At 36.8% G+C, this 24,527-nt stretch carries 20 protein-coding genes; 9 read left to right on the top strand and 11 right to left on the bottom strand.

All coding sequences use genetic code 11. The features are described from left to right. Positions 1-40: 40 nt before the first annotated feature. Complete coding sequence (locus WFN33_RS10475; RefSeq protein ID WP_336953017.1) at positions 41-583, top strand: Mpo1 family 2-hydroxy fatty acid dioxygenase; 543 nt, start codon at positions 41-43, stop codon at positions 581-583. Between the two features lie 222 nt (positions 584-805). Here WFN33_RS10475 and WFN33_RS10470 read toward each other — a convergent pair whose 3' ends face one another. Both WFN33_RS10470 and ychF read right to left on the bottom strand, forming a co-directional pair. Then, positions 806-1,417 (bottom strand): superoxide dismutase, encoded by a 612-nt coding sequence (locus WFN33_RS10470; RefSeq protein WP_336953016.1) that lies wholly within the window; start codon positions 1,415-1,417, stop codon positions 806-808. A 465-nt stretch (positions 1,418-1,882) separates the two neighbouring features. Then, positions 1,883-2,974, bottom strand: coding sequence for a redox-regulated ATPase YchF (gene ychF, locus WFN33_RS10465; protein ID WP_336953014.1), 1,092 nt, complete (start codon positions 2,972-2,974; stop codon positions 1,883-1,885). A 324-nt stretch (positions 2,975-3,298) separates the two neighbouring features. On the opposite strand from ychF, the gene WFN33_RS10460 reads away from it, so the two are divergent. Continuing rightward, the gene (locus WFN33_RS10460) at positions 3,299-3,760 is read left to right on the top strand and encodes a hypothetical protein (protein WP_336953012.1); all 462 of its coding nucleotides are present in this window, start codon (positions 3,299-3,301) and stop codon (positions 3,758-3,760) included. Positions 3,761-3,861: 101 nt separating this feature from the next. Here WFN33_RS10460 and WFN33_RS10455 read toward each other — a convergent pair whose 3' ends face one another. The 7 genes from WFN33_RS10455 to WFN33_RS10425 are packed head-to-tail and all read right to left on the bottom strand — an operon-like array spanning position 3,862 to position 11,275. Beyond that, positions 3,862-4,521: a methionine ABC transporter permease gene (locus WFN33_RS10455; protein WP_336953011.1), complete on the bottom strand. Its 660-nt coding sequence runs from the start codon at positions 4,519-4,521 to the stop codon at positions 3,862-3,864. Next, positions 4,502-5,572, bottom strand: coding sequence for a methionine ABC transporter ATP-binding protein (locus WFN33_RS10450; RefSeq protein ID WP_336953010.1), 1,071 nt, complete (start codon positions 5,570-5,572; stop codon positions 4,502-4,504). The genes WFN33_RS10455 and WFN33_RS10450 overlap by 20 nt, the downstream gene beginning before the upstream one ends. Before the next feature lie 11 nt (positions 5,573-5,583). Continuing rightward, positions 5,584-6,420: a MetQ/NlpA family ABC transporter substrate-binding protein gene (locus WFN33_RS10445; protein ID WP_336953008.1), complete on the bottom strand. Its 837-nt coding sequence runs from the start codon at positions 6,418-6,420 to the stop codon at positions 5,584-5,586. A 10-nt stretch (positions 6,421-6,430) separates the two neighbouring features. Continuing rightward, positions 6,431-7,312 carry a MetQ/NlpA family ABC transporter substrate-binding protein gene (locus tag WFN33_RS10440; RefSeq protein WP_336953007.1) on the bottom strand — a complete coding sequence of 294 codons (882 nt, stop codon included), beginning with the start codon at positions 7,310-7,312 and terminating at the stop codon, positions 6,431-6,433. 55 nt (positions 7,313-7,367) lie between these two features. Next, positions 7,368-8,801 carry an LLM class flavin-dependent oxidoreductase gene (locus WFN33_RS10435; protein ID WP_336953006.1) on the bottom strand — a complete coding sequence of 478 codons (1,434 nt, stop codon included), beginning with the start codon at positions 8,799-8,801 and terminating at the stop codon, positions 7,368-7,370. Next, on the bottom strand, positions 8,801-10,033 hold the full coding sequence (locus WFN33_RS10430) for an SfnB family sulfur acquisition oxidoreductase (RefSeq protein WP_336953005.1): 1,233 nt from the start codon (positions 10,031-10,033) through the stop codon (positions 8,801-8,803). The genes WFN33_RS10435 and WFN33_RS10430 overlap by 1 nt, the downstream gene beginning before the upstream one ends. A gap of 36 nt (positions 10,034-10,069) precedes the next feature. Next, positions 10,070-11,275 (bottom strand): SfnB family sulfur acquisition oxidoreductase, encoded by a 1,206-nt coding sequence (locus WFN33_RS10425; RefSeq protein WP_336953004.1) that lies wholly within the window; start codon positions 11,273-11,275, stop codon positions 10,070-10,072. Between the two features lie 396 nt (positions 11,276-11,671). On the opposite strand from WFN33_RS10425, the gene WFN33_RS10420 reads away from it, so the two are divergent. From WFN33_RS10420 to WFN33_RS10405, 4 genes are all read left to right on the top strand, one after another. Further along, entirely contained in the window at positions 11,672-12,436 is a 765-nt protein-coding gene (locus WFN33_RS10420) for a glutathione S-transferase family protein (protein WP_004821170.1), read from the top strand. Between the two features lie 71 nt (positions 12,437-12,507). Further along, positions 12,508-12,882: a hypothetical protein gene (locus tag WFN33_RS10415; RefSeq protein WP_336953003.1), complete on the top strand. Its 375-nt coding sequence runs from the start codon at positions 12,508-12,510 to the stop codon at positions 12,880-12,882. A gap of 319 nt (positions 12,883-13,201) precedes the next feature. After that, positions 13,202-13,471: a hypothetical protein gene (locus WFN33_RS10410; protein WP_004720907.1), complete on the top strand. Its 270-nt coding sequence runs from the start codon at positions 13,202-13,204 to the stop codon at positions 13,469-13,471. Between the two features lie 697 nt (positions 13,472-14,168). Further along, on the top strand, positions 14,169-16,808 hold the full coding sequence (locus WFN33_RS10405) for a bifunctional aconitate hydratase 2/2-methylisocitrate dehydratase (RefSeq protein WP_336953001.1): 2,640 nt from the start codon (positions 14,169-14,171) through the stop codon (positions 16,806-16,808). A gap of 1,453 nt (positions 16,809-18,261) precedes the next feature. Here the strand turns inward: WFN33_RS10405 and mqo are convergent. Further along, entirely contained in the window at positions 18,262-19,908 is a 1,647-nt protein-coding gene (gene mqo / locus WFN33_RS10400; protein ID WP_336953000.1) for a malate dehydrogenase (quinone), read from the bottom strand. A gap of 317 nt (positions 19,909-20,225) precedes the next feature. Next, positions 20,226-20,711 (bottom strand): Lrp/AsnC family transcriptional regulator, encoded by a 486-nt coding sequence (locus WFN33_RS10395; RefSeq protein ID WP_336952998.1) that lies wholly within the window; start codon positions 20,709-20,711, stop codon positions 20,226-20,228. Between the two features lie 481 nt (positions 20,712-21,192). Between WFN33_RS10395 and WFN33_RS10390 the strand changes: the two genes are divergently transcribed. The 3 genes from WFN33_RS10390 (at position 21,193) to gltS (ending at position 24,329) form a co-directional block, all read left to right on the top strand. Next, positions 21,193-22,176 carry an ion transporter gene (locus WFN33_RS10390; protein ID WP_336952997.1) on the top strand — a complete coding sequence of 328 codons (984 nt, stop codon included), beginning with the start codon at positions 21,193-21,195 and terminating at the stop codon, positions 22,174-22,176. A 171-nt stretch (positions 22,177-22,347) separates the two neighbouring features. After that, positions 22,348-22,800 (top strand): hypothetical protein, encoded by a 453-nt coding sequence (locus WFN33_RS10385; protein ID WP_336952996.1) that lies wholly within the window; start codon positions 22,348-22,350, stop codon positions 22,798-22,800. A 308-nt stretch (positions 22,801-23,108) separates the two neighbouring features. Beyond that, complete coding sequence (gltS, locus tag WFN33_RS10380; protein ID WP_336952995.1) at positions 23,109-24,329, top strand: sodium/glutamate symporter; 1,221 nt, start codon at positions 23,109-23,111, stop codon at positions 24,327-24,329. Positions 24,330-24,527 lie beyond the last annotated feature (198 nt).

Here is a 24,527-nt window from a genome sequence, read left to right as displayed (position 1 = left end):
TTTATATAGTGAAATGAAGAGATTAACAAGGACGCTGAAAATGAATAGATTAGAGCAACTTCTTAGCCAATACGCAGCTTATCATTTAGACCATAAAAATGTATTTACGCATTTTATTGGTATTCCGATGATCGTATTTTCAATCATGTGTTTAACGGCTAGAGCTGGGGTGATGCTTTCAAGTTTTGAAATCACTTTGGCATTGATTCTATTGGTTTTAAGTGTGATTTATTATTTGAGTTTGGATAAATCATTGGGCTTTTTAATGTTGGTTATTTATGCAGTAGCCTATCCATTTGCCTATAAAATTGCGCAATTGGGCATGGGAACTTGGTTAAGTATTAGTATTGGTACTTTTGTTGTAGGATGGGTATTCCAATTTGTAGGGCATTTTTATGAAAAGAAAAAACCCGCATTTGTTGACGATTTAGTCGGTTTAGCAATTGGTCCATTATTTGTTTTAGCTGAATTTGTATTCTTGCTGGGTTTTCGTAAAGATCTACAAGAAAAAATGCTAACAGAAGCGAGAAAGCAACGAACTGCCATGGATGAAAAATCATTAGACGCTTTACACGCGAAATAATTAGAAAGATAAAGAATCTAGTTCATGATAAAACCCTTTAAGTCAGTAATTTAAACTGACTTAAAGGGTATCGACTTCTATATTTTTGTTTGTCTTAGAATAAGAATTCTTTGATAAAAATCACTAAACCAAAGAAAAAAATGGCGCAACCAATATAAAATTTTATTTTTTTAATCATTGAAGAATTGAAGATTGGCATCGTCATATGGTCTGTATAGTATTTCATTGAATTGCTTCTAAATAACGGCGATTCACTTCTTCCCAATTCACAACATTATAAAATGCCGCAATATATTCGGGACGACGATTTTGGTATTTTAAATAATAAGCATGTTCCCAGACATCTAAAGCCAGAATCGGGATATTTCCATTCATCAGTGGTGAATCTTGATTGGCACTGCTTTCTACGATGACTTTCTTTTCAGGGGTAACGCTCAACCATGCCCAGCCACTGCCAAATCGTGTCAGTGCTGCTTTGGTAAAAGCTTCTTTGAAGTTTTCAAAACCGCCAATATCTCTGTCAATTGCTTCAGCGATTTGTTTAATTGGCTCTCCACCACCTTGAGGACTCATTACTGTCCAGAATAAAGAGTGGTTAGCATGTCCACCACCATTATTAATCACGCTATTTTTAAGATCAGCAGGAAATTCATTCACTTTTGAAACCAGTTCTTCAATCGACAACTTTTCCCATGGCGTACCTTCAACTGTAGCATTGATATTATTGATATAGGTTTGATGGTGCTTGGTATGGTGGATTTCCATTGTTTTTGTATCAATATTAGGTTCAAGTGCATCGTATGCATAAGGCAGTTGTGGAAGCGAGTAAGCCATGAATCAATCCTGTTATGTTAAGTATAGTGATAATGCTAATAATTATCATTATTATATATGAGCATCAAAAGTGCAACCAACTTAACTTTATTATTGTGTAGCTGATTTCAAAATAGAGATGATCAATTGAGGCAGGGGCTTAGCGATAGACGCTTGGCGCGTTTTAAGATGTAAATAAATATCGCGTATATTTACTGGAATATTATAATTTTAAATGTTGATATTTTTTTATAAAAACCTGAATACGTGTTTCATTAAAAAGCAGAGTTAAAATTAGATCGATAAGGGGAATGGTCAAAGTGATCCGCAAATCAATCAACAGATCGTTGAATCTAGATTTAGAAAACAAGTTTTAAGTATTCGTCAGACATTTATAAACCAAACTAAAACCAGCGAAAGATTCTATGATGAAAAAAAACAGGTTGAAGAAGTCTTCAACCTGTCTCATCAAAGAATGAGATCTGCTTATACGTTAAAACGGAAGTGCAAGACATCACCATCTTGAACGATGTAAGTTTTACCTTCTAAACGCCATTTTCCTGCTTCTTTAGCGCCGTTTTCACCGTTGTATTGGATGAAATCATCATAAGCGATACATTCTGCACGAATAAAGCCTTTCTCAAAGTCAGTGTGGATTACACCCGCAGCTTGAGGTGCAGTTGCACCCACTTTTACAGTCCAAGCACGTACTTCTTGAACACCTGCTGTAAAGTAAGTTTGTAAGCCAAGTAAGCTATAACCTGCACGAATCACCACATTTAGACCTGGTTCTTCCATACCTAATGCTTCAAGGAATTCAGCACGATCTTCATCATCCAACAATGAAATTTCAGCTTCGATTTGGTTGCAAAGCGGAACAACGATTGCATTTTCCTCAGCAGCTAACTTTTTCACAGCTTCAAGGTGTGGGTTGTTTTCAAAACCATCTTCTGCAACGTTTGCAATATACATGGTTGGTTTTAATGTCATTAAACCAAAACCACGCACAAGTTTACGTTCATCATCATCTAAATCAGCTGCACGAGCAGGCTTGCCTTCATCAAGTAAAGGTAGAATTTTTTCTAAAACAGATTTTGTTGCAAGCGCTTCTTTATCACCGCTTTTAGCTGATTTTGCCAAACGTGTAACTGCTTTCGTTACGGTTTCTAAGTCAGCAAGTGCAAGTTCAGTATTAATCGTTGCAATATCATCTAATGGATCAATTTTACCATTTACATGAATTACGTTTTCATCTTCAAAACAGCGTACAACGTGTGCAATTGCATCAGTTTCACGGATATTTGCAAGGAATTGGTTACCCAAACCTTCGCCTTTAGATGCACCTGCAACTAAACCTGCAATATCGACAAATTCCATCGTAGTTGGAATAACACGTTGTGGTTTAACAATGGCTGTTAATTTGTCTAAACGTGGATCAGGTACAGGTACGATGCCTGTATTTGGTTCAATGGTACAGAATGGGAAGTTTTCCGCAGCAATAGCAGCTTTAGTCAATGCATTGAAAAGTGTAGATTTACCAACGTTCGGCAAGCCGACAATACCGCAATTAAAACCCATGAAATAACTCACAAAGTGTTATATAAAAATTGCGGATGATTTTACATGAAAGCCATGACAAAGTCAGGTCTGCGACCTATAAGTTTTTAAACAGATCATGACTATATTATATCCTGTGCTAAATATTTGAGTGTAAATAGAGTTTTATTGAGCAAAAATAATAGTGTAGTTAGAGAAATTGTGAAGGCATATAAATTCTATTGACTAGGATATTCCCAACCCTAGTATGCTTATATCTATACAATATTTACCTGATTTCAGGGATATGTTGATCAATGTTTATTGGTTATTTTTTAACTTCTTTATTGAATAGCAGTACTTAAAATGACTAAACATTATTCAAATGTAAACCTTGTCAATAAGACAAATAAGACTATATCAGAAATCAAGTTTTTACATCGTTATGATTCAGATGTATATAATTATGGCGATAAGGACATTTTAGAGAAAGAAAAACCTTATTTGATTTGTGTCGCAGAATATTGGACAGGTTTTCTAAGAGTCGGTGTAGATTATTGGTGGATCCAATTTAAACTCGAAAATAAAACATATACTTGTAAGGCTAATTTCTTTTGTACGTTAATGTCAGAAGATGGTGGTAAAGATGTGACTGTCGAAGTGCATACTGACAAAATGTATATTAAACCAGCCAAGTCCAGTAGTTGCTATGTTGGTTTATATGAGCCTTCACTTCTTGCTGAACAATTTGAACAAGAGTTGATATTGTCTGGTATAGCGACTGAACCTCAACCGGCTTCAGCATTTAAAAAATGTAATTGCGATTAATGCAAATGTTATAATTTTAGAATAATCGTTATTTAAAAGGAACTAAATCTTCCTTTTAAATAACGTCATAGGGTTCGTATTTTAAAAAAGGATCAATCCGTTCAAATCTTCCGCTTATCCAACTGGCTTGCCAAACTGTCACCAAATGCCTGAACGATCATGACCAAAGCCACCAAGACTACAATCACAGCAAACATCATTTGCATATCAAAGCGTTGATAACCATAACGGTAGGCAATATCACCTAAGCCACCAGCACCAATTGCACCCGCAATTGCAGAGGAGTTAATCATGGTGACAATTGTGACTGTAAAACCTGCCACAATACCGGGAAGGGCTTCAGGTAAAAGTACATGCCAAACGATTTGCTTACGGTTACAGCCCATTGCTTGTGCAGCTTCGATTAGACCTTGATCGACTTCACGCAAGCTAACTTCTGCAATACGGGCAAAAAAAGGTGTCGCGGCTAACGTTAATGGAACAACAGCTGCCCAGACTCCGTAACTGGTTCCGACAATCCAACGGGTTAAAGGAATCAGTGCCACCATTAAAATCAAAAAGGGAACAGATCGGGTAATATTAATCACCGTGCCTAATGCATGGTTAATCTTTTTAGATGGGTAAATCCCTTGCTCAGATGTATTGACCAAAATCACGGCCAAAGGTAAACCGATCAAAAAGGCAACAATGGCAGATACACCAACCATCAGTAAGGTATCTATGGTTCCGGTCAGCAATAAATCAATGAGTTGCTCTTGCATAGCCAAGTACCTCTATTTGCGCAATTTGATGTTTTAACCTTTCTTGTAAATTATGCAGGTCTAAATGGGTTTGTTCAGTACCGACAATCAGTGTTCCAATCAAATGGTTTTGGATATTGTCGATGTGACTTTGATATAAATGTACCGATTTTTCAAAAACTTTAAAAAGTTCCACTAAATCAGGTGAGTTTTTCGGATCGGTTTCATAACGTAGTTTTAAAATGCTATGGGTGGAATCTTGTTGCAGCTCTGTATGCACTGGAAAGGGCAAATCGAGCTGTTCTAGGTTTAACAATTCTTGTGTGATTTTCTGCTGAGGCTGTGAAAACACGGACCAGACTTGTCCTGACTCAACAATTTCACCATGTTCAATCACCACCACTTGATCGCAAATTTCACGAATTACTTGCATTTCATGGGTAATTAAAACAATGGTAATCCCCAATTCTCGATTGATTTTTTTCAACAAGGATAAAACCACTGAGGTACTTTCAGGATCAAGTGCAGACGTTGCTTCATCACACAATAATATTTCTGGATGATGCACCAGCGCACGAGCAATACCAACACGTTGCTTTTGACCACCAGACAGCTGTGAAGGGTAGTTATGTGCTTTATTTCCCAATCCGACCAGATCTAAAACATCGTTGACACGTGTTTCAATTTCAGCTTTATCGACATGGGCAATTTTTAAAGGCAATGCCACATTGTCCCAAACGGTTTTGGCAGACATTAAATTAAAATGCTGAAAAATCATCCCGATTCTTTGCCGTGTTTGAATCAATTCAGCATGACTGAGTTCAGCCAAATTCTGTTGATGAATATGAATACTGCCTTCAGAAATACCTTCTAAACCATTTAAGGTTCGGATTAAGGAAGATTTACCTGCACCACTTTTACCGATGATGCCGAAAATCTTGCCTTGAGGAATATCTAAGTTGATATTTTTTAATGCATGGATCTGTTGATCTTGCCCATCATAGTATTTATTCAGATCACGAATTTTGATATGAGGGACTGAAAAATCAACATGCGAACCGAAACTCACCATTTCTATTCTCCTTATTTCCAGCCTGCAAACCACATATCTTTGCCGAAATCTTTATCTAAAATATCTCGAACTTGCTGTGAGTTTTGGAAAGCTTGAATAAATTTCTCTAACTTTTGATTTTTGTCTTGATAATCGGTACGTGTCACAAAAAGAATGGCGTACTTTTTATCAACGGGATCTAAAAACAGCGCACTATGCGGATCGGCTTTTTTTGCCATATTTAAGTAATGCGGAAAACCAAAAATCAGATCTGCATCATCATAAGCTAAAGCTGTTTGTGGACCTTCAACTTCCAAAAACTTCAAGTGTTTTGGGTTTGCAACAATATCTTGAAGTGTTGAAAGTTCATTGTTGATGTCTTTGATTTGAATTAACCCAGCGCGGTGTAGCAAGATCAAAGCACGCGCAGAGTTAACGGGGTCACTGGGGATGACAACACGAGCATTTTGAGGTAAAGCTGCTAAGGATTTATATTGTTTTGAATATAAACCGACATGGCTGCCGCTACCTGTACCAAAAGCATGCAAATCGTAATTGGTTTGTTTAATGGCATTTTTTAAAAATACACTTTGTTGGAAAAAGTTGGCGTCAATGTCACGGTTTTGCACCGCAACATTGGGCGCTTGCCAATCTGAAAATTCGACCAGTTTGACATGGATACCATCTTTCTCTACCTCTTTGGCAACTGTTTGTAGTAATTCTGCATAAGGTGGGCTAATGCCAATCGTGAGTACATTATCCTTTTGTTGATTTTGTACATAACGATAGGTAAACAGCCCCAATAATACGATGACAACAGCAAGACCAATCAGCAGGTTCTTGTTTTTGAGTTTGGAAACTTGGGACATGAGTTATTCCTTATTTCCAACCAGGGAACCATAAATTTTCACCAATATCATCATTCAAAGCCTGTTTGACCTTGTCCGAAGTCTGGTAAATTTTTACAAACTCTTTTAACTGTTTGGCTTTTTCTGGGTGCTTTTGCTCATAGTCATCTTTTACGACAAACAAGATCGCATAACGGGTATTGGTATTATCATCGAGTAATAATGCTTTGTTTGGATCAATGGTTTTTGCAAGACGTAAATAAAGCGGGTAGCTAAATACTAAATCAGCATCATCTACAGCACGCGCAGTTTGAGGTCCTTCAACTTCAATAAATTTAAAGTTTTTAGGATTTGAGATAATGTCTTGTAAGTTCGATAAATGGTTATTCGGATTTTTTAAGGTGATGAGTTTTGCCTGTTGCAAAAGCAACAGTGCGCGACCTTGGTTGACTGGGTCATTTGGAATTACTACTCGTGCATTTTCAGGGACAGCCGCTAAGGAATCATATTTTTTAGAATATAAGCCCACATGAGTTGCCACACCTGTGGCAATCGGTTTCAGTTTAAAATCAGTTTCTTTTAATGTATTGGTTAAAAATGGTTGGTGTTGGAAATAGTTTGCATCAATATCACCATGATTTAGTGTGATATTCGGTGTGTTCCAATCTGAAAATTCTACCAGTTTAATATCAATCCCTTGTTTCTTGGCTTCCTCTGCTGCAACTTGTAAAGGCTTGGCAAAGGGTGGGCTAATACCAATGGTGATTTCTTCTGAACCGGCTTTTTTATGTTGGTTCCAATAAAAAAGTCCTGCAATCACGGCAATAATGATCACACCAAACAGAATAAATTTATTCTTGGAGCCTGATTTTTTGGATGGATTACCATTTGCAGGTGAGTTTATTTGAGTCATGTGACACCCCTTAAAGTGAAATTATTCAATTCATCATGTTTGCTGATTAGGTTATTTAGGCAGTTTGCTTTTGCCGATCTGCCGTTTCGATGCTGTTGTTATTATTTGAGTTTTGACATCGAAAATCAGCAGCAGGGTGTTGTTGAGTTAAATGATCACCCTGTTTAAAGATTTTGTTACGTAAAGAACCATTTTCATATTTGGTTTTAAATCTGCCACGTTGTTGAAGTTCAGGAATAACAAAACGAATAAAGTCATGATGTGATTCAGGCGCAACAGTACGAGTTAAGTTAAAGCCATCAATACCTGTTTCATCAATCAACTGAATTAATTTTTCAGCAATTGTTTCACCACTTCCAACAATCAGTGGATAACGACCACCGAGTTGATGCTGTGCTTTAAGATCGTTAGGCGTGATCTGGTTTTCCTTAAATTTATTATTGACTGAAGCAATACTATTGGTTTGTTGATATGGGATTGCCTCATCATCAGCATATTTGGATAGGTCTATACCGACTGAACTTGAGAAATGTGCTAAACCTGCTTCTGGACTTGCATAGCGGGCATATTCAACTAATTTTTCTTGAGCTAATTCATCTGTTTCTGCTGTAACCACTGTGATTCCCACAAAGATTTTAATATCTTCGGGATTACGGCCTTGTTGCACAGTCAATTCTCTAATCTTGTCCACTTGTTGTTTGATTTTTGCAGGTTGATCACCCCCAATAAAGACACATTCCGCATGACGTGTGGAGAATGCTAAACCGCGTGGTGAAGCACCTGCTTGAAAGAGCACAGGGGTACGCTGTGGTGAAGGTGAGACTTGGAAAACACCTTGGCTTTGATAAAAACGCCCTTGATGGTTAATTTGATGAACTTTTTTAGGGTCAGTAAAAATACGCTTTTGCTTATCTTTTTGTATTGCATCATTTTCCCAAGAACCTTCCCAAAACTTATAGCAAAGCTCTAAAAATTCTTCAGCTTGTTCATAACGTAAGTCATGATCTTTTAAACCTTTTTGCCCAATTAAGCGTTCAGCACTGTCCAAATACCCCGTCACAATATTCCAGCCAATCCGACCTTGTGTCAGATGATCTAAACTTGCGAAGCGCCGTGCGAATTGGTACGGAGTTTCGTAACTTAAGTTTACGGTCACGCCAAAACCTAGATTTTGGGTTACAGCTGCCATTGCGGAAATCAGGGTAGATGGGTCATGACTCGGCAGTTGGATGGACTCTTTTAAGGTTAAATCTATACCATTCTGGTAGACATCATAAACACCGGTAATGTCTGCGATAAACAACCCATCAAATAAACCTTGCTCCAAGGTCTTAGCGAGATCAGTCCAGTAATTGAGCTCATTAAAACGATGAGATTCATCACGCGGATGGGTCCATAAGCCGTGATTGATATGGCCGACACTGTTCATGTCAAAAGCATTGAGTAAAATTTGTTTTTTAGGTGCTGTATGTTGAGATGTATTTGTCATTACAATGTCCCTCTGCGTGGTGGAAGGATGTTGTTTAATACATAGTTTCCAATAAAATAATATTTCCAGCGTGATGCATCATGCAGTGTATGTACCCGTACATTGCGCCAATGTCGATCTAAGCCATCGGCACGTTGACTACCGCGACTTCCAGCCAACTCGATCAATTTTGAAGACGCTTTTAATGCTGTTTCTGTACTGTGTGCACGGACTTTAGCTACATCTAGTGAGGCTTTGGCAATATTTTCAACTGTAGGTTGTGGTTTTGCCGCATCAATAGATTGAGCAGCTTGTTTTAATAAAGCCTCACTTGCTCTTACATCAGCAGCAACACGGCCTAATTCATAAGTGGTCAGTGGATCTTGGTCTGCACGTTCTACATTGGCATCAATCCATGCGCGTGCTTGTTTAACCCGTTCTATTGTTTCTTCAAATGCTGCACGAGCAATGCCTGTTTCAATCGCAGCATGCATAATTTGTGCAAATGGTCCAACGAGGGTGGGTTCAGAAAATGCGGTGTCAAAACGGATGACATATTCAGATTCAACAAAAACTTGATTGAATTTAACGGTGCCACTGCCTGTGGTTTTTTGTCCAAAGCCTGACCAATCATTGATACGTTGTAAGCCTTGTGCATCGGCAGAAATAAAAGCTAAATATTCACGTTCTTCAGCATCACGAACTAATGTTGGAATACGATGGGCAAATAGACTGCCCGTGCAATAGAACTTTTCCCCATTGACCACATAACCATGTTCAGTTTGACTAATCTGGGTATGCTTTTGTGCAGCAGTCTTGGTCTTAAATTCAGCGAGAGCATTGCCAAAACGTGCGCCTTGAAGTACTTCGCTATAGAGTTTTTTCTTTTGCTGCTCGGTGCCTGTATTACGCAATACTTCTAGTGCATAAAAATGGTTTTGAGGGATTTGACCAATAGAGCCATCTACGCCACTGAATAATGCAATTATTTTAGCAACAGTATGACTAGAGACCTCTGCACCACCATATTGCCGTGGTACTGTGATGGCCCATAACCCTGATTGACTAAAAGCTTCAACCTCATCAAATGGTAAAATTCTTTCAGCATCACGGAGTACCGCATTCTCTTTAAATTGCTGACTCAACTGTTGCGCGATTTCTAATGCTTCTTGATCATTTTGAATAATATGTGCTTGCGCAAAGGGATGATTGTGTACATCCAATGTTTTATTGATATCTTGATAAGTTGTCATATATATTTCCCTGATGAGTAACGAAGTTATTTAACTTTAAATCCACGCATGGCGTTGATTTTGCGTACCATTTAAGTAATAGTTTCCAATGGCATGAAGTTTCCAACGCACAGGGTCATGTAAGGTATGCACACGAGCATTACGCCAGTGTTGATCGAGATTATGAGTTTCTAGGCTTGAACGACTACCGCCCAATTCAAGTAATTTTTCAGAAATAAGTAGTGCTGCATCATTGGCATACACTTTTGCCTCAGCAACGATAATGGAGGCTTTACTGGCTTGTTCAGGACTGACGATATCTTGTGAATCTAATTGATCTAAATATTCTGCGGCTTCATCCAGTAATAAAATGGATGCCTCGAGTAAGATATTGAGCTTACCGACTTCTTGTAGGGTATACGCTTCAAAACTGGCTTTATCCACATTGGCATCAATGATTGGACGCGCTTTATGGATTGCAGATAAAGTATCTGCAAACGCAGCTTCTGCAATGCCCACATCAATCGCAACCTGAATCAGTTGTGAGTACGCACCACGATATTTTGAAGCATCGGCAAGTGGTTTTTCATCCATAATAAGATCTGGGTGAACCACAACATTCTTTAAACGCACTGTGCCACTTGCCGTTGTACGTTGTCCAAAGCCATCCCAATCATCAACAATTTCAACACCGTCAGCTTTTGCATCAATAACAGTTAAAACAATATGACCATCTGGGTGAATTGCGCGTATCGCCAACCAATCGGCAAAATGTGAACCCGTTGAATAAAACTTCTCACCATTTAAAAGGTATTGACCATTGATCTGTTCTAAACGTGTTTCAATGGTGCGGGTATCTTTGGTATTACGTTCTGGACCACCGTTAGAAAGACGTTTACCATTTAAAATTTCAGTATAAATAAACTGTTTTTGCTGTTCATTGGCAATGTGCTCAATGGCATTTAACAAACCAAATTGATTCTGAGGAATCTGGCCAACACTGGCATCTGCCTTAGATAAAATACGGAAAACATGCGCAAGGGTTTTATTTGAAACTTGAGCGCCACCATATTTTTTGGCAATACGAATTCCGCCTAATCCTTTGAGGCTTAATTCTTGAATGACATCAACAGGTAAAATTCGTTGTTGATCACGTATATTTCGTTCTACCAAAGCAAAATCAGCAACTTGGTAAGCTGCATTTATTGCTTGTTGATCGTTTTGGATCACAAAGGCTGAGGTAGAAGAATTCAAACTAGACATATTGGCACCTTTCAATAGATACCAAAACGCTAAGCAATATTGTGGTAAAAATTAAACGAACTATTGTGCTTAACTTATCTAAAAATATTGTTAGGATAAAAATCGCAAAGTTTTTTAATATTAAATATAAGCTAAATAATTGAAATTTATTATTTATTTTTGTTTTATCAGGTCTGGCTCTTAGTCGGAGTTAGCTTTGTTATTCCTATCACGAATAAAGAATAAAGAAACTGATATAACCATAGAATAAGCATTGGGTCATATGACGAGCGATTGAAGTAAAAAGTACATTGTAATTCAGGTGATGAATGTCTAAAGTACATAAGATTACTCAGGATTAATCTTAACTTTTAGATTTATCTAAGCTTTTAATTAAAAAAATAATTTGGAGACTACATGCGTACGTTGTACCAATTCCCACTCTCGCATTACTGTGAAAAAGCCCGTTGGTTGCTTGATCATAAAGAATTGGATTTTGTTGCGCAGAATTTAATCCCAGGTGTCCATCGTGCATTTGCACAACTTAAAACAGGGCAAAACAAGCTGCCTATTTTAAAAGATGGAGAACGTTTTATTGCGGGGTCGACTCAAATCGCATTGTATCTAGATGACGTTTATCCTGAACATCGACTGCTTCGTACCGATCATACGCTTCGTGAAAAAACCTTAGAAATTGATCTGATTGCCAATGAGTTAGGTATTCATGTACGTCGTTGGGGATTGGCACATGCTTTAGCAGAAGGCGATGAACCGCTAGAAATTATGATTGGTGAAAAAGGCTATTTACGTCAATTTGAAAAAATTTCAAAGCCTATTCTAAAAACCATGGTTTCAAAAAGTTATCAATTGGACAAAGAGAAAGTCGAAGAATCTAAATACAATTTAGAGCTGACTATCGACAGTTTAAATAAGATCTTGATTGATAACGGTTGCCGTTATTTTGTGGGTGATCGCCTTGGTTTGGCAGATATTTCAGTATGTTCAATTCTTGCGCCTTTATTAGAATTACCTGCGACACCGTGGGAAAAGGAATATGCAGAAAATATTTCTCAAGAGTTTACCGAATTTAGCCAACATTTGTTAGAACTGCCTTTAGGGCAATACGTGAAAAGAATTTACGCAACTGAGCGCAATGCACGTGTAGATTGGCGAGGAATGTAAAATTTCAAAGCAAGAAACTCTCCAATTTACTGAAAAATTAAGTATCATAGTGTGGAATTGGAGATTTTTTAATGCAGAAGTTCGTAATTTTAGGTGCGATAAGCACTGTTTTATTGATGGTGGGTTGTACTGAGAAAAAGCCTGCAACTCCTGAAGAAATTTGGAAAGGTTACTGTACCAGTATTGGTAATGCTGCACGCTCTATTACTCTAGATCGTCAAAATGGGATTACCAAGAAAGAAGCAATTGAGTATGCAAATAAAGTCACTGATCCAACGACTAAAGGCTTTGTACTTGAGTATTTAGAAAAAGTCTATGCATTATCAGATGCAGAGCTAAAAGCGGATAAAGATGCAGTTCAAGCAAAGTTTAAGAACGAAGCATTTGAACAGTGTTTAAATACACCGCATGATCCCAAAAAAATGCCAGATTATAAACCGTTCTAAGGAGCGGTTTTTTTTTATGGCTTAAAGTACCAAAATAGGCAATATGCTTGGTTAGCAGACAATGAAAGAATAGAATTTGTGTAAATTAGAAATGCGAATCGTGAATGGTCAATACATTCACACTTTTGAGTGTCCATCCCTTTAAATCATTTATATGTGTTTTTTGCATAAAGATTACCATGTCGTGTTTTTTATGTTGGGTTATCGAGAATCTCTAAGTAATCGACAAGCCTCGTCACAAAAAATGATTAGCATATAAATTGAAAAGCATATATACAATATAGAAATAGAAAACAAAAAGTAGCATAGGAGTGAGACAATGGAAGTAGTTGCTTATTTACATAATGCAGATTTGCTCTTAGAAGATGACAATGGTGTCGCTGTGATTAGCGGAAGTCATTATGTGCTGAGTTTAGGTGATCAAGTTTTTTTCCAAGAAGTCATTGACGAACGAGCGAAGTTATACCAAGTAAAAATTTCATTTGCGTGTACTGAACATTCAATGTTTCATGAAGATGAAGTGCAAATGAAATTTGAAGGTTGTCGTACAGAATTTCAAAAGTATGTAGACAGTACAACAGTCCACTAAGGTGGAATGTACTTTGCTCTAAAAAAAAGGCAACATATGTTGCTTTTTTTATGGCTAAAACAGTCTAAAAGCCATGTAGGCATAACTTCTTTCGGATTAAAGAGAAGTTCATGTTTTACAAAGATAAGGGTCTGCTGGCATTTCATAAATGGTTTGAGTTGTAGGCTAAAATTGAGCAGGCAAGGTATGAAACGAAGAGAATAGCGAGATTATTTTTGAGTTTCATAACGCAGACTGAGATAATTTTAGCCACAACCCTGAGCAAGAACAAAGCACTGCTTTGTTTGCAGCGCAAGGCGCAGCGGGGGGACTAGAGTGTTTTTTGCTGCTACATCGTTACGAACTATTCATTTAGAATGACTAAATTTCATATTTCATGCCTTGTATCATCTAAAAAACACCCGTAGTCGCAAACATAGACGAATTGTCAACAGACCCTGTATTTTTAGGGATTTTTCGATTTAATTTGAGAAATAATTTACATAAACGTCTGATGAAAGCGTACTGTGTAGATCTGTAGTTAAATGAAGCGAAAAGTGATGAGTATTTATTTATAAAATAATGGTCATCACGAATTAATACGCTCATTGCATTAACTTTTGGCTTGATTTTTAGTAAAATTTGACAGTCCATATTGCCTGTGAAGCTTTAATAAGCAGGAATTCACAGGTAAATTTTTAAAAAGAGGAATTACACCGTGCTAGAAGCTTACCGCCAACACGTTGCAGAACGTGCCGCACTCGGAGTCCCACCGAAGCCACTTGACGATGCTCAAACTGCTGACTTGGTTGAATTACTAAAAAATCCACCAGCGGGTGAAGAAGCATTTTTAGTAGATTTGCTTGAAAACCGTGTTCCAGCAGGTGTTGACCAAGCTGCATATGTAAAAGCTGCTTTCTTGACTGCTGTTGCTAAAGGTGAAGCGACTTCTCCATTGGTTTCTAAAGAGCGTGCGGTTTACTTATTAGGTACTATGCTTGGTGGTTATAACGTAGCACCTTTGGTTGAATTACTTGATGATGCTGCACTTTCAAGCTTAGCTGCTGAAGCATTGAAAAAAACGCTTCTTGTATTTGATGCGTTCCATGACGTTGCTGAAAAAGCCAAAGCGGGTAATGCAAATGCACAAGCCGTTATGCAATCTTGGGCTGATGCTGAATGGTTTACTAGCCGTAAAGACGTTCCAGAAGAAATCAAACTTACTGTTTTCAAAGTAACTGGCGAAACAAATACTGATGATTTGTCTCCTGCACAAGATGCTTGGAGCCGTCCAGATATCCCATTGCATGCAAACGCAATGCTTAAAAACGTACGTGATGGTATCAACCCAGAAGTTCCTGGTGAAGTTGGTCCATTAAACCAAATCAAAGAACTCATCGCAAAAGGCAACCAAGTTGCTTATGTTGGTGACGTTGTTGGTACCGGTTCTTCTCGTAAATCAGCGACTAACTCAGTGCTTTGGTTCTTTGGTGATGACATTGCTCACATCCCGAACAAAAAAGACGGTGGTTACTGCTTAGGTTCTAAAATCGCTCCAATTTTCTTCAACACAATGGAAGATGCTGGTGCGTTACCTGTTGAAATTGATGTTGCTAACATGAACATGGGCGATGAAATCGTTCTTAAAATTGATCATGCTGCAGCGAAAGTAACTGCATTTAAAGCAGGCGAGCAAATCGCTGAATCTGAGTTGAAGACGCCTGTTCTTCTTGACGAAGTTCGTGCGGGTGGTCGTATCAACTTAATCGTTGGTCGTGGTTTGACAACTAAAGCGCGTGAAGCTTTAGGTCTGCCAGCATCTACTTTATTCCGTGTTCCAGTTCAACCTGAAAACACTGGTAAAGGCTTTACTCAAGCTCAAAAAATGGTTGGCCGTGCTTGTGGTCTTCCAGAAGGTCAAGGCGTTCGTCCAGGTACTTACTGTGAACCGAAAATGACGACTGTTGGTTCGCAAGATACGACTGGTCCGATGACACGTGATGAATTGAAAGACTTAGCTTGCTTAGGTTTCTCTGCTGATCTTGTGATGCAATCTTTCTGTCACACAGCTGCATATCCAAAACCAGTTGACGTTCAAATGCAACATACGCTTCCTGATTTCATCATGAACCGTGGTGGTGTTTCATTACGTCCAGGTGACGGTATTATTCACTCTTGGTTAAACCGTATGCTTCTTCCAGATACAGTTGGTACTGGTGGTGACTCACATACACGTTTCCCAATCGGTATTTCATTCCCAGCGGGTTCTGGTCTAGTCGCGTTTGCTGCTGCAACTGGTGTTATGCCATTAGATATGCCTGAGTCTGTACTTGTTAAGTTCAAAGGTAAAATGCAACCTGGTATCACGCTACGTGACCTTGTACATGCAATTCCTTACTACGCGATTCAAGCGGGTGACTTAACTGTAGAGAAAAAAGGTAAGAAAAACATTTTCTCTGGTCGTATCTTAGAAATCGACTTAACAGAAATGGAAACTGACCTAACTGTAGAGCAAGCATTCGAACTTTCTGATGCTTCTGCTGAACGTTCTGCTGCTGGTTGTTCAATCACACTTTCTGAAACGAAAGTTGCTGAATACCTGAACTCTAACATCACCATGTTGAAGTGGATGATTTCTCAAGGTTATGGCGATGCACGTACTATGGCTCGCCGTGTTGAGAACATGGAAAAATGGTTAGCGAATCCATCACTTCTTAAAGCTGATGCTGATGCTGAATACACTAAAGTGTATGAAATTGATCTTGCTGACATTAAAGAACCAGTTCTTTGCTGCCCGAACGATCCAGATGACGCTAAACTTCTTTCTGATGTTCAAGGCGTTAAGATTGATGAAGTATTCGTTGGTTCTTGTATGACGAACATTGGTCACTTCCGTGCAGCTGGTAAATTACTTGATAAAGTACCAGGTGGTTCATTGTCTACTCGATTATGGTTGGCTCCACCAACACGTATGGACGAGCATCAATTGATGGAAGAAGGTTTCTATAACATTTATGGTAAAGCTGGCGCGCGTACTGAAATGCCAGGTTGTTCATTATGTATGGGTAACCAAGCACGTGTAGCTCCGAACACTACTTGTGTATCGACTTCTACGCGTAACTTCCCGAACCGTTTAGGTCAAGGTGCAAATGTATACTTAGCTTCTGCTGAGCTTGCATCTGTTGCTGCGGTACTTGGCAAATTACCTTCTCCTGAAGAGTATCAACAATATGCTGCTCAAATTGACAGCATGTCTGCTGACATCTATCAATACTTGAACTTCGACAAGATGGGCGAGTATACAGATGCTGCTAAAGGTATCGATACTAAGAAAATTGCTGCTGCTCAATTAAGCTAATCTATTGAAAAATATATTAAATTGAGTTGAAACTAAGGGCTGATTATTCAGCCCTTAGTTTTATGTATAAAAATGCTTATATGTGCTATTTACTTAAATATAATGGTTAAAATGATATTCGAATGGTTTATACAATAGAGTAAAGGAATTACATCAATGTTATATAAACTGGTGAGAAATGGCTCAAGTACACGATTTTGTTGTCCTAGATAAAGAAACATATGCATATGAAGATCATATGCAACTGGTTAATCAAGTACCTTATGATGTATCTATACATGATAATCAAATTATGTTTTTTATGGTTTCTTACAACAGATACCAACTTATAATCCATCTAAAAAGGTTAGACATACTGGTTTAAATTACTATGTTCAAACGATTATTGATTCGAAAGGGGCTTTAGCTGCATATAACATAATCAGCAGTATTATAAATGTTATAAAATTATTTCTGAAATTTCTAAAATTTAGTAAAGGATAAACTTATAAATTTGTTGAAGAGCAAGAAAAATTAATATTTCAGAAATATAAAGTGGTGGATCAGTTTGACCAAATGAAAGAGTGTATTAAACAAATCATTGATTCAAATCGGCAATTGTATATTTTTCATTTAGGAATTTAGTACAGATATTTTTTGATAAAAATAATAATTTGTTAACTATACATTTTTAAAATGTCAGCCATCATATCTTTAAAATCTAAAATAACGACATAATGATTAATGCTCGATAGATCAAAATCAGTGTTCACGAAATCAAATAATGCATTTGTTAATGAGTTGATCTCTAGGTCATCCAATATGTTATTTGAGAAAACGGAAGGGCTGGACTCAACAGTAATTAGCCGATTTTTTCCAATACTTCAAAAGTAATATTTCCAATCTTGAGAATGGTAATCAAGGGTACAGTCCTGCAATACTCCAATACCTTGCGGAAGCTTTTAATTGTTCTGTCGCACAGCTATTCTTATTGGCTGAGAGTTTAGATGAGCAAGAGAATGTCTCAGAAAATTGGGATAAGATGCCTATCGATGCTTTATTTATACAATTACCCAAAGATATTCAAGATAACTTAAAACAACTGATATATAGTTTGATTCAAAATAAATCCTCGTAATCTATTTTTATAAGTAAATTATTACATTCAAATTTTTATTATTCTAAAATTTTAATGATCTGTTTTAAATCAATTAGATTCAGTGAAAATAAATAAATTTTTTGATCATTTTTTATAAATTAATCAATTGGGTAAAGCTTAATTTTCTTTAATAACCATTTGCTTAATCAGAAAGTTTTTGAGTAGGCATTAAAAAGCCCCTTATTCAGGGGCTAGTCGTATAGATCACTCTATACTTATATAAGGCTCATCTCATACTGAGTCTATTAAAACACAAAATGAGATATTCAGCCATAAAAAAGATGAGCTGTAGCTCATCTTTTTTAGACAAGAAAATTAATGTGCATTTGCTACAGCAGGTGCAGCAGCGGCTGTCGCATCATTTGCAGCTTTACGAGTAGGTGTATAGTTTAAACCTAAAGTCGAGCTGGTATATGTACGCACTTGATCAAGCAGAGCAGGGTTGGTATTTAAATCCTGTTGATAAGACTTCACAATCTCATGCAATTTTGGATTCCATTTACCTTTCACTTGCTCTGGGAACGCTTTTTCCATCAAGCTCAACATAATATATGGAGAGGTTGATGCACCAGGAGAAGCACCAAGAAGGCCAGTGATTGAACCATCTTTAGAGGTGAAAATCTCAGTACCGAATTGAAGTGTTGCTGGTTTACCCGGTGCTTTTTTGATGATTTGAACACGTTGGCCAGCTTGGCTTAAAGTCCAGTCTTCAATTTTTGCATCTGGATAATACTTTTTCAATTCATTGAACTGATCTTGCTTAGACATCGCCACTTGGCTGACTAAATATTTCACCAAGTCCAGATTTTCTATTCCAATGGTTGCCATCGGAATCACATTGTTTTTGTTGGTCGCATCAATTAAATCAAACTGAGAACCATTTTTTAGGAACTTGTTTGAATAGGTTGCGAATGGGCCAAACAATACATACTTTTTACCGTCAACGTAACGAGTATCAATGTGTGGTACAGACATTGGAGGTGCACCTAATTCAGGCTTACCATAGACTTTTGCAGTATGTTGTGATGTAACAGCTGGATTGTCTGTCATCAAGAAAATACCACCGATCGGGAAGCCAGCATATTGCTTAGTTTCTTCCAGACCTGTCATTTGTAATAATCTAATTGCGGCACCGCCCGCACCAATAAACACATGGCGAGTTTTAACATGACTGGTTGTATTGGATTTTAGATTTTTAAACGATACAGTCCAAGTTTTGTCTGCATTTTGACTAATACCTGTTACTTCAGATGAAGTTTCAAGTTTGAATTTAGGCTGTTTTTTCAAATGATCAATTAATTGAGTCGTAATTGAACCATAATTTACATCAGAACCTACGTCCATACGTGTTGCAGCAACTTTTTGGTTTGCATCACGGCCCTGCATAACTAAAGGCGCCCATTGCTTAATTTCAGCAGGATTTTCAGTATATTTTAATCCTTCGAACATTGGGCTTTGGCTCATCGCTTCATAACGTTTTTTCATGTAGTTCACGCTATCGCCCCAAACAAAGGCAATATGTGGTACAGGATTAATAAAGCTGTTTGGTTGACCCAGCACGCCATTTTTGACTTGATAAGCCCAGAATTGTTTACTTACTTCAAACTGTGAAGCAGTATCAATGGCTTTTTTAATATCAACTTTACCGTCTTTCTCAGGGGTATAGTTCATTTCCATAAAGCCAGAGTGTCCCGTTCCTGCGTTGTTGAATCCCGCAGAACTTTCTTGACCTACTTGATCCAAACGCTCATACATATTGATGGTCCAGTCTGGTTCAACTTCATTGAGGTAAGTCCCCAAGGTTGCACTCATAATACCGCCACCAACAAGTACCACATCTACAACTGGTTCATCTGCTGTTGTGTTGACTTTTTTAGAAGCAATTGGTCTAAATAAAAAGATCAATCCAATAACAAATATAACCCCGATGACAATCAGTAGGTATTTAAAAAATCTCTTCATATATTTCCTGTTTCATCAAGTTTTAATAATATTGTAATGTAGAAAAGTTACATAAATCTTAGTTTGTGTAATGATTTTTTTCGTAAATGATTTAAATATATGAAATAATTTGTTTTTAAATTTGTAAAGATGTGTACGAAAAACAACCAGATTAAAATTTGATTAGTATATTTGTGTAATAAATATTCAAAAAAGTCTTAGACTAAAGTACTATTTTTTGTAGGTGTTAAGCTTTTTGTATCTTTGAATTGGCTGAAAAATATGCTAAAAACAAGAGTTTTCAGTCTAAATATGAAAACTCTTCTCAGTTTTTTTGCTCATTCAATCATCATTAGGTCTGATTTATTTTCAAGCTTTAAAGGACGTAAAGCAAAAATAGAGCGGGTATGACGAATACCTTTCATTGAATATAAGTTTTTACGTAAAAAGCGTTCATAATGTTCAGCATTTTTCACCGCAACTTTGACCAAATAATCATAATCACCTGTTACCAAATGCGCTTCTATAACTTCAGGCATTTGACTAAGCGCATCACTAAATTGTTCTAAGATCTCGTCGTCATGACGTTCTAAAGTGATCTCAATAAAAAATAGCTCATTAATCCCGATGGCTTTGGCATTAATGGTTGCAGTATAGCCTTCAATGACATTTAAAGATTCTAGACGTTTAACGCGTGTCCAACATGGTGAAGAGGAGAGTCCAACCAGATCAGAAAGCTGGGCGACTGTTAAACGTCCATCTTTTCGAAGTGCCGATAAAATTTTGCGATCAATCCTATCTAAACTGTACTGACTTTCATTCATGAGCTTTACCACAGAAAATATTTTCGATAATAATGGAATATGTGAAAAATCATTCCAAAAATACTGGAGATTTATATTAAATACGGGAAACATTCTATTCAGTAGAACGTTAGAATAAACTTATCAAATCAAAGACATTTGGGAGACTGGCTTTGATTTAGCGGATAGTATCTTTAGAGGAAAGGGTGCCTTTAACGATACTGTCCGCGACCTTATTCTACGCTTTAAAAAATTTATAAAAATAGCTTTAAAACGATAAAATTCAACCGCGCCTTCACAAAATGCATATGATTCAATAAGACATTGTAATCTTATTTATTCTATAACAAAAAATTATGCAATGAATAAGATATATTTATAATTTGAGTTCGAGGCTTTAACATTCAAAATAGTCAACAAAATTGTAATCTCAAGTAGCTGAAGATGTGCAATTAAATCGAGAAGTATTAAGATGCTTTATCTTTAAAATAAAGAATAATGCATGCGATTCACAGCTTGGTACACACTTCGAAAATTTGTATATGACAATTTGCATAATGAAGATTATGAAACATGGTTTAGTCGTGCGATCAATTTTTCTTTGATTTTTCTAATTATTGGTAATGTTGTTGCGGTACTTTTAGAATCAATCAATGATGTCTATAAAGCCTATCAACTTTATTTCGATGCTTTTGAAGATTTTTCAATCATTGTATTTACAGCTGAATATATTTTACGTTTTTGGAGTGTTGTAGAAAAAGAACCGTTTGATTCTGAGTGGAGAGTACGCTGGAAATATGTGACCAGTGGTGCTGCGATTATCGATTTACTGGCGATTTTACCTGCATATATCAACTTCTTTGTACATATTGATTTGAGATTTTTGCGGATTTTACGCTTATTACGTTTATTGAAACTTACCCGATATTTCATTTCACTACAGATTTTACTTCGTGTTATAGAACGTGAAAAAGGTTCATTTCAAGCAGTAATTTTTATTTTGGTCATTATGATCGTAATGGCAGCAGCAGGTATCTATGTCGTGGAAGGTCGAGCGCAACCTGATGTCTTTAGCTCAATCCCTGCATCTATGTGGTGGGCCGTGGTGACATTAACCACTGTTGGTTATGGTGATGTAACACCGATTACACCCCTTGGACGTTTTCTTGGTGCATTGATTACCATACTTGGCGTCGGATTAGCCGCTTTACCTGCAGGTATTTTGGCAAATGGTTTAGCCAATGAATTAGAGTTAAGAAAACAACAACTGGAGTTGAAGTTTCGAGATATGTTAGAAAGTTGCGAAATTGATATTATTCATGATGAAGACAAAATTGATGAGATTCGTAGAGATGTTGGCTTATCTGCTGAGCAGACGCGAGATATTGTTTTACAACTGATTCGTGAACGTAAAGAGCAGGAATTGGAAAGGGAAAAAAACAAGTATTGTTTCTGTCCAAATTGCGGATATAAGTTACCTGAGTGAGTATGATTAAAAAGGGATTTATACAATAAAAAAATAAATGAAAAATTGAAGTGTAAAGATTAAAAATAACTTTTTCTAAAGTTACACTTCAGATACAATGTAAAAGATCAGGCAATTACAACTGAACAAAAGAATGGATTGTCGACATAACGCATTGGATTGTAATTAAGTATGAAAATTAAAAGTTTATCAAAAATTGTTTTATTTGCTGTAATTTCTCTAAATACAGGCTGCGCTGCTGTCATGGCAACAAAGCAACCAACAAAAAAAAATTTATCAATATTTAATAAAGGCGTAGATCGTAGTTTAATTATTGCTGAAATTGGGGCACCTATTACATCTGAATTTAAAAATGGTAAACGTTATGAAATTTACACATTTATGCAGGGATATTCAAAGGCTAATAAAATAAGCCGTGCGGTTTGGCACGGTGCGGCAGATGTCTTCACTTTAGGACTTTGGGAAATTATTGGCACACCAACAGAATCAGCTTTTAATGGGAAAAAAACTTCTTATGAAATGGTTTTTGATGCTGATGATCGTTTAGAAAGCTCTAAATTATTGACAATGTCAGAGTATAGAAATGATTCAAATTCTACAGCTGAAATAGAAGTTAAAAAATAGATGAATACTTTATGAGAATAGAAACAAGGAAGCACATCGCTTCCCTGTTTTATTTTAATGTACCTTTATCAATGTTTAATTAGGTCATCATCTGTATAGCTCTATCGATTCTTACATTGGCTGAGACGAATCAATCCGTGCTTTAAAAGCTTCACAATAAAAGTGATAATTTCAATCTGTTTAGTGATGAAAATTCTTCTGAATATTTTGACCAACGAATAGACTAATAATAGTTTTACATATTTTTTAATGAATTATTGAGTAAATTTAAGTATTAATAACGCCATAAAAGTTTTGAATGGTTAACAATGAACATTAATGTTGATATTTTTGGCACGATTGCAATTGCTGTAGCCGTTCTTTTTATTGGTTATTTTCTTGTAAATAAGATCAGTATATTGAAGCGATATAATATTCCTGAACCTGTCGTAGGTGGGTTAATTGCTGCTGCTGTAACATTTGTACTATTTAAGCAATTTAATTTAACCGTAAATTTTAATGCCAATATTCAACAAAGTTTTATGTTGATGTTTTTTACTTCTGTTGGACTGAGTGCAAGTCTGGTTAAATTAAAAGAAGGAGGGAAATCGCTGCTTCTTTTTATGGTTTGCGTGGTGATTTATGTGTTATTGCAAAATGCTGTTGGTATAAGTTTGGCAACTGTATTGGATTTAAATCCTTTGATTGGCTTGATTGCAGGATCCGTCACTTTAACTGGTGGACATGGTACAGCTGGAGCATGGGGCAGTATTTTTGAAGAAAATTATGGTATCAAAGGTGCGGTTGTCTTAGGAATGGCGAGTGCGACATTTGGTCTGGTCATTGGTGGAATGATGGGTGGTCCAGTTGCAAAGTTTCTGATTCGTCGCTATCAATTGGCTGAAGAAATTGCGCCATCAGCAACGCGTATGCAAGCTCCCCCATCGGCTGAAACAGCGCCATTTGAATATCCAGAAAAAACCCGTTTAATCACCGCTGATGATGCAGTTAAAACCATAGGAATGTTTGCACTGTGTATTGTATTTGCTAACTTTATGACAGGTTTTGCCAAAGGGCAATGGTTTGAGCTACCGACCTTTGTATGGGCATTGGGATGTGGAGTATTTTTACGTAATACGTTGGAATATGTATTTAAAATTGAACTGTTTGACCGTTGTATTGATGTGTTTGGTAATGCGTCGCTGGCATTATTTTTAGCTATTGCCTTGATGTCTTTACAATTATGGCTACTTGCTGATTTAGCAGGTCCTTTGGTGATTATTCTGATTGTTCAGACTATTTTTCTTGCTTTATATCTGTTTTTTGTTACTTTCCGTGTTATGGGTAAAAACTATGATGCGGCAGTATTGTGTGCAGGTCAGTGTGGGGTGAATTTAGGCGCAACACCAACTGCCATTGCCAATATTCAAGCAGTGACGAATACTTATGGGCCATCGCATAAAGCTTTTTTAATTATCCCTCTAACAGGTGCATTTTTTGTTGATATTGTGAATGCTATAGTTATTCAAACCATCACAAAGTTTTTTTAAATGTTCTTTTACAAAAAGTGATGCGATCACTTAAGGATTTGAAAACAGCCATAAAAGTGGCTGTTTTTCGTATTTAAATTAGTTTTATCATTACTCATTACTCATTACTCATTACTCATTACTCATTACTCATTACTCATTACTCATTACTCATTACTCATTACTCATTACTCATTACTCATTACTCATTACTCATTA

The sequence above is a fragment of the Acinetobacter sp. AS167 genome (assembly GCF_037152175.1).
Taxonomy (GTDB): Bacteria; Pseudomonadota; Gammaproteobacteria; order Pseudomonadales; family Moraxellaceae; genus Acinetobacter.
The sequence above is the reverse complement of the archived record's forward strand: the minus strand, read 5'-3'. Positions and strand labels throughout refer to the sequence as shown.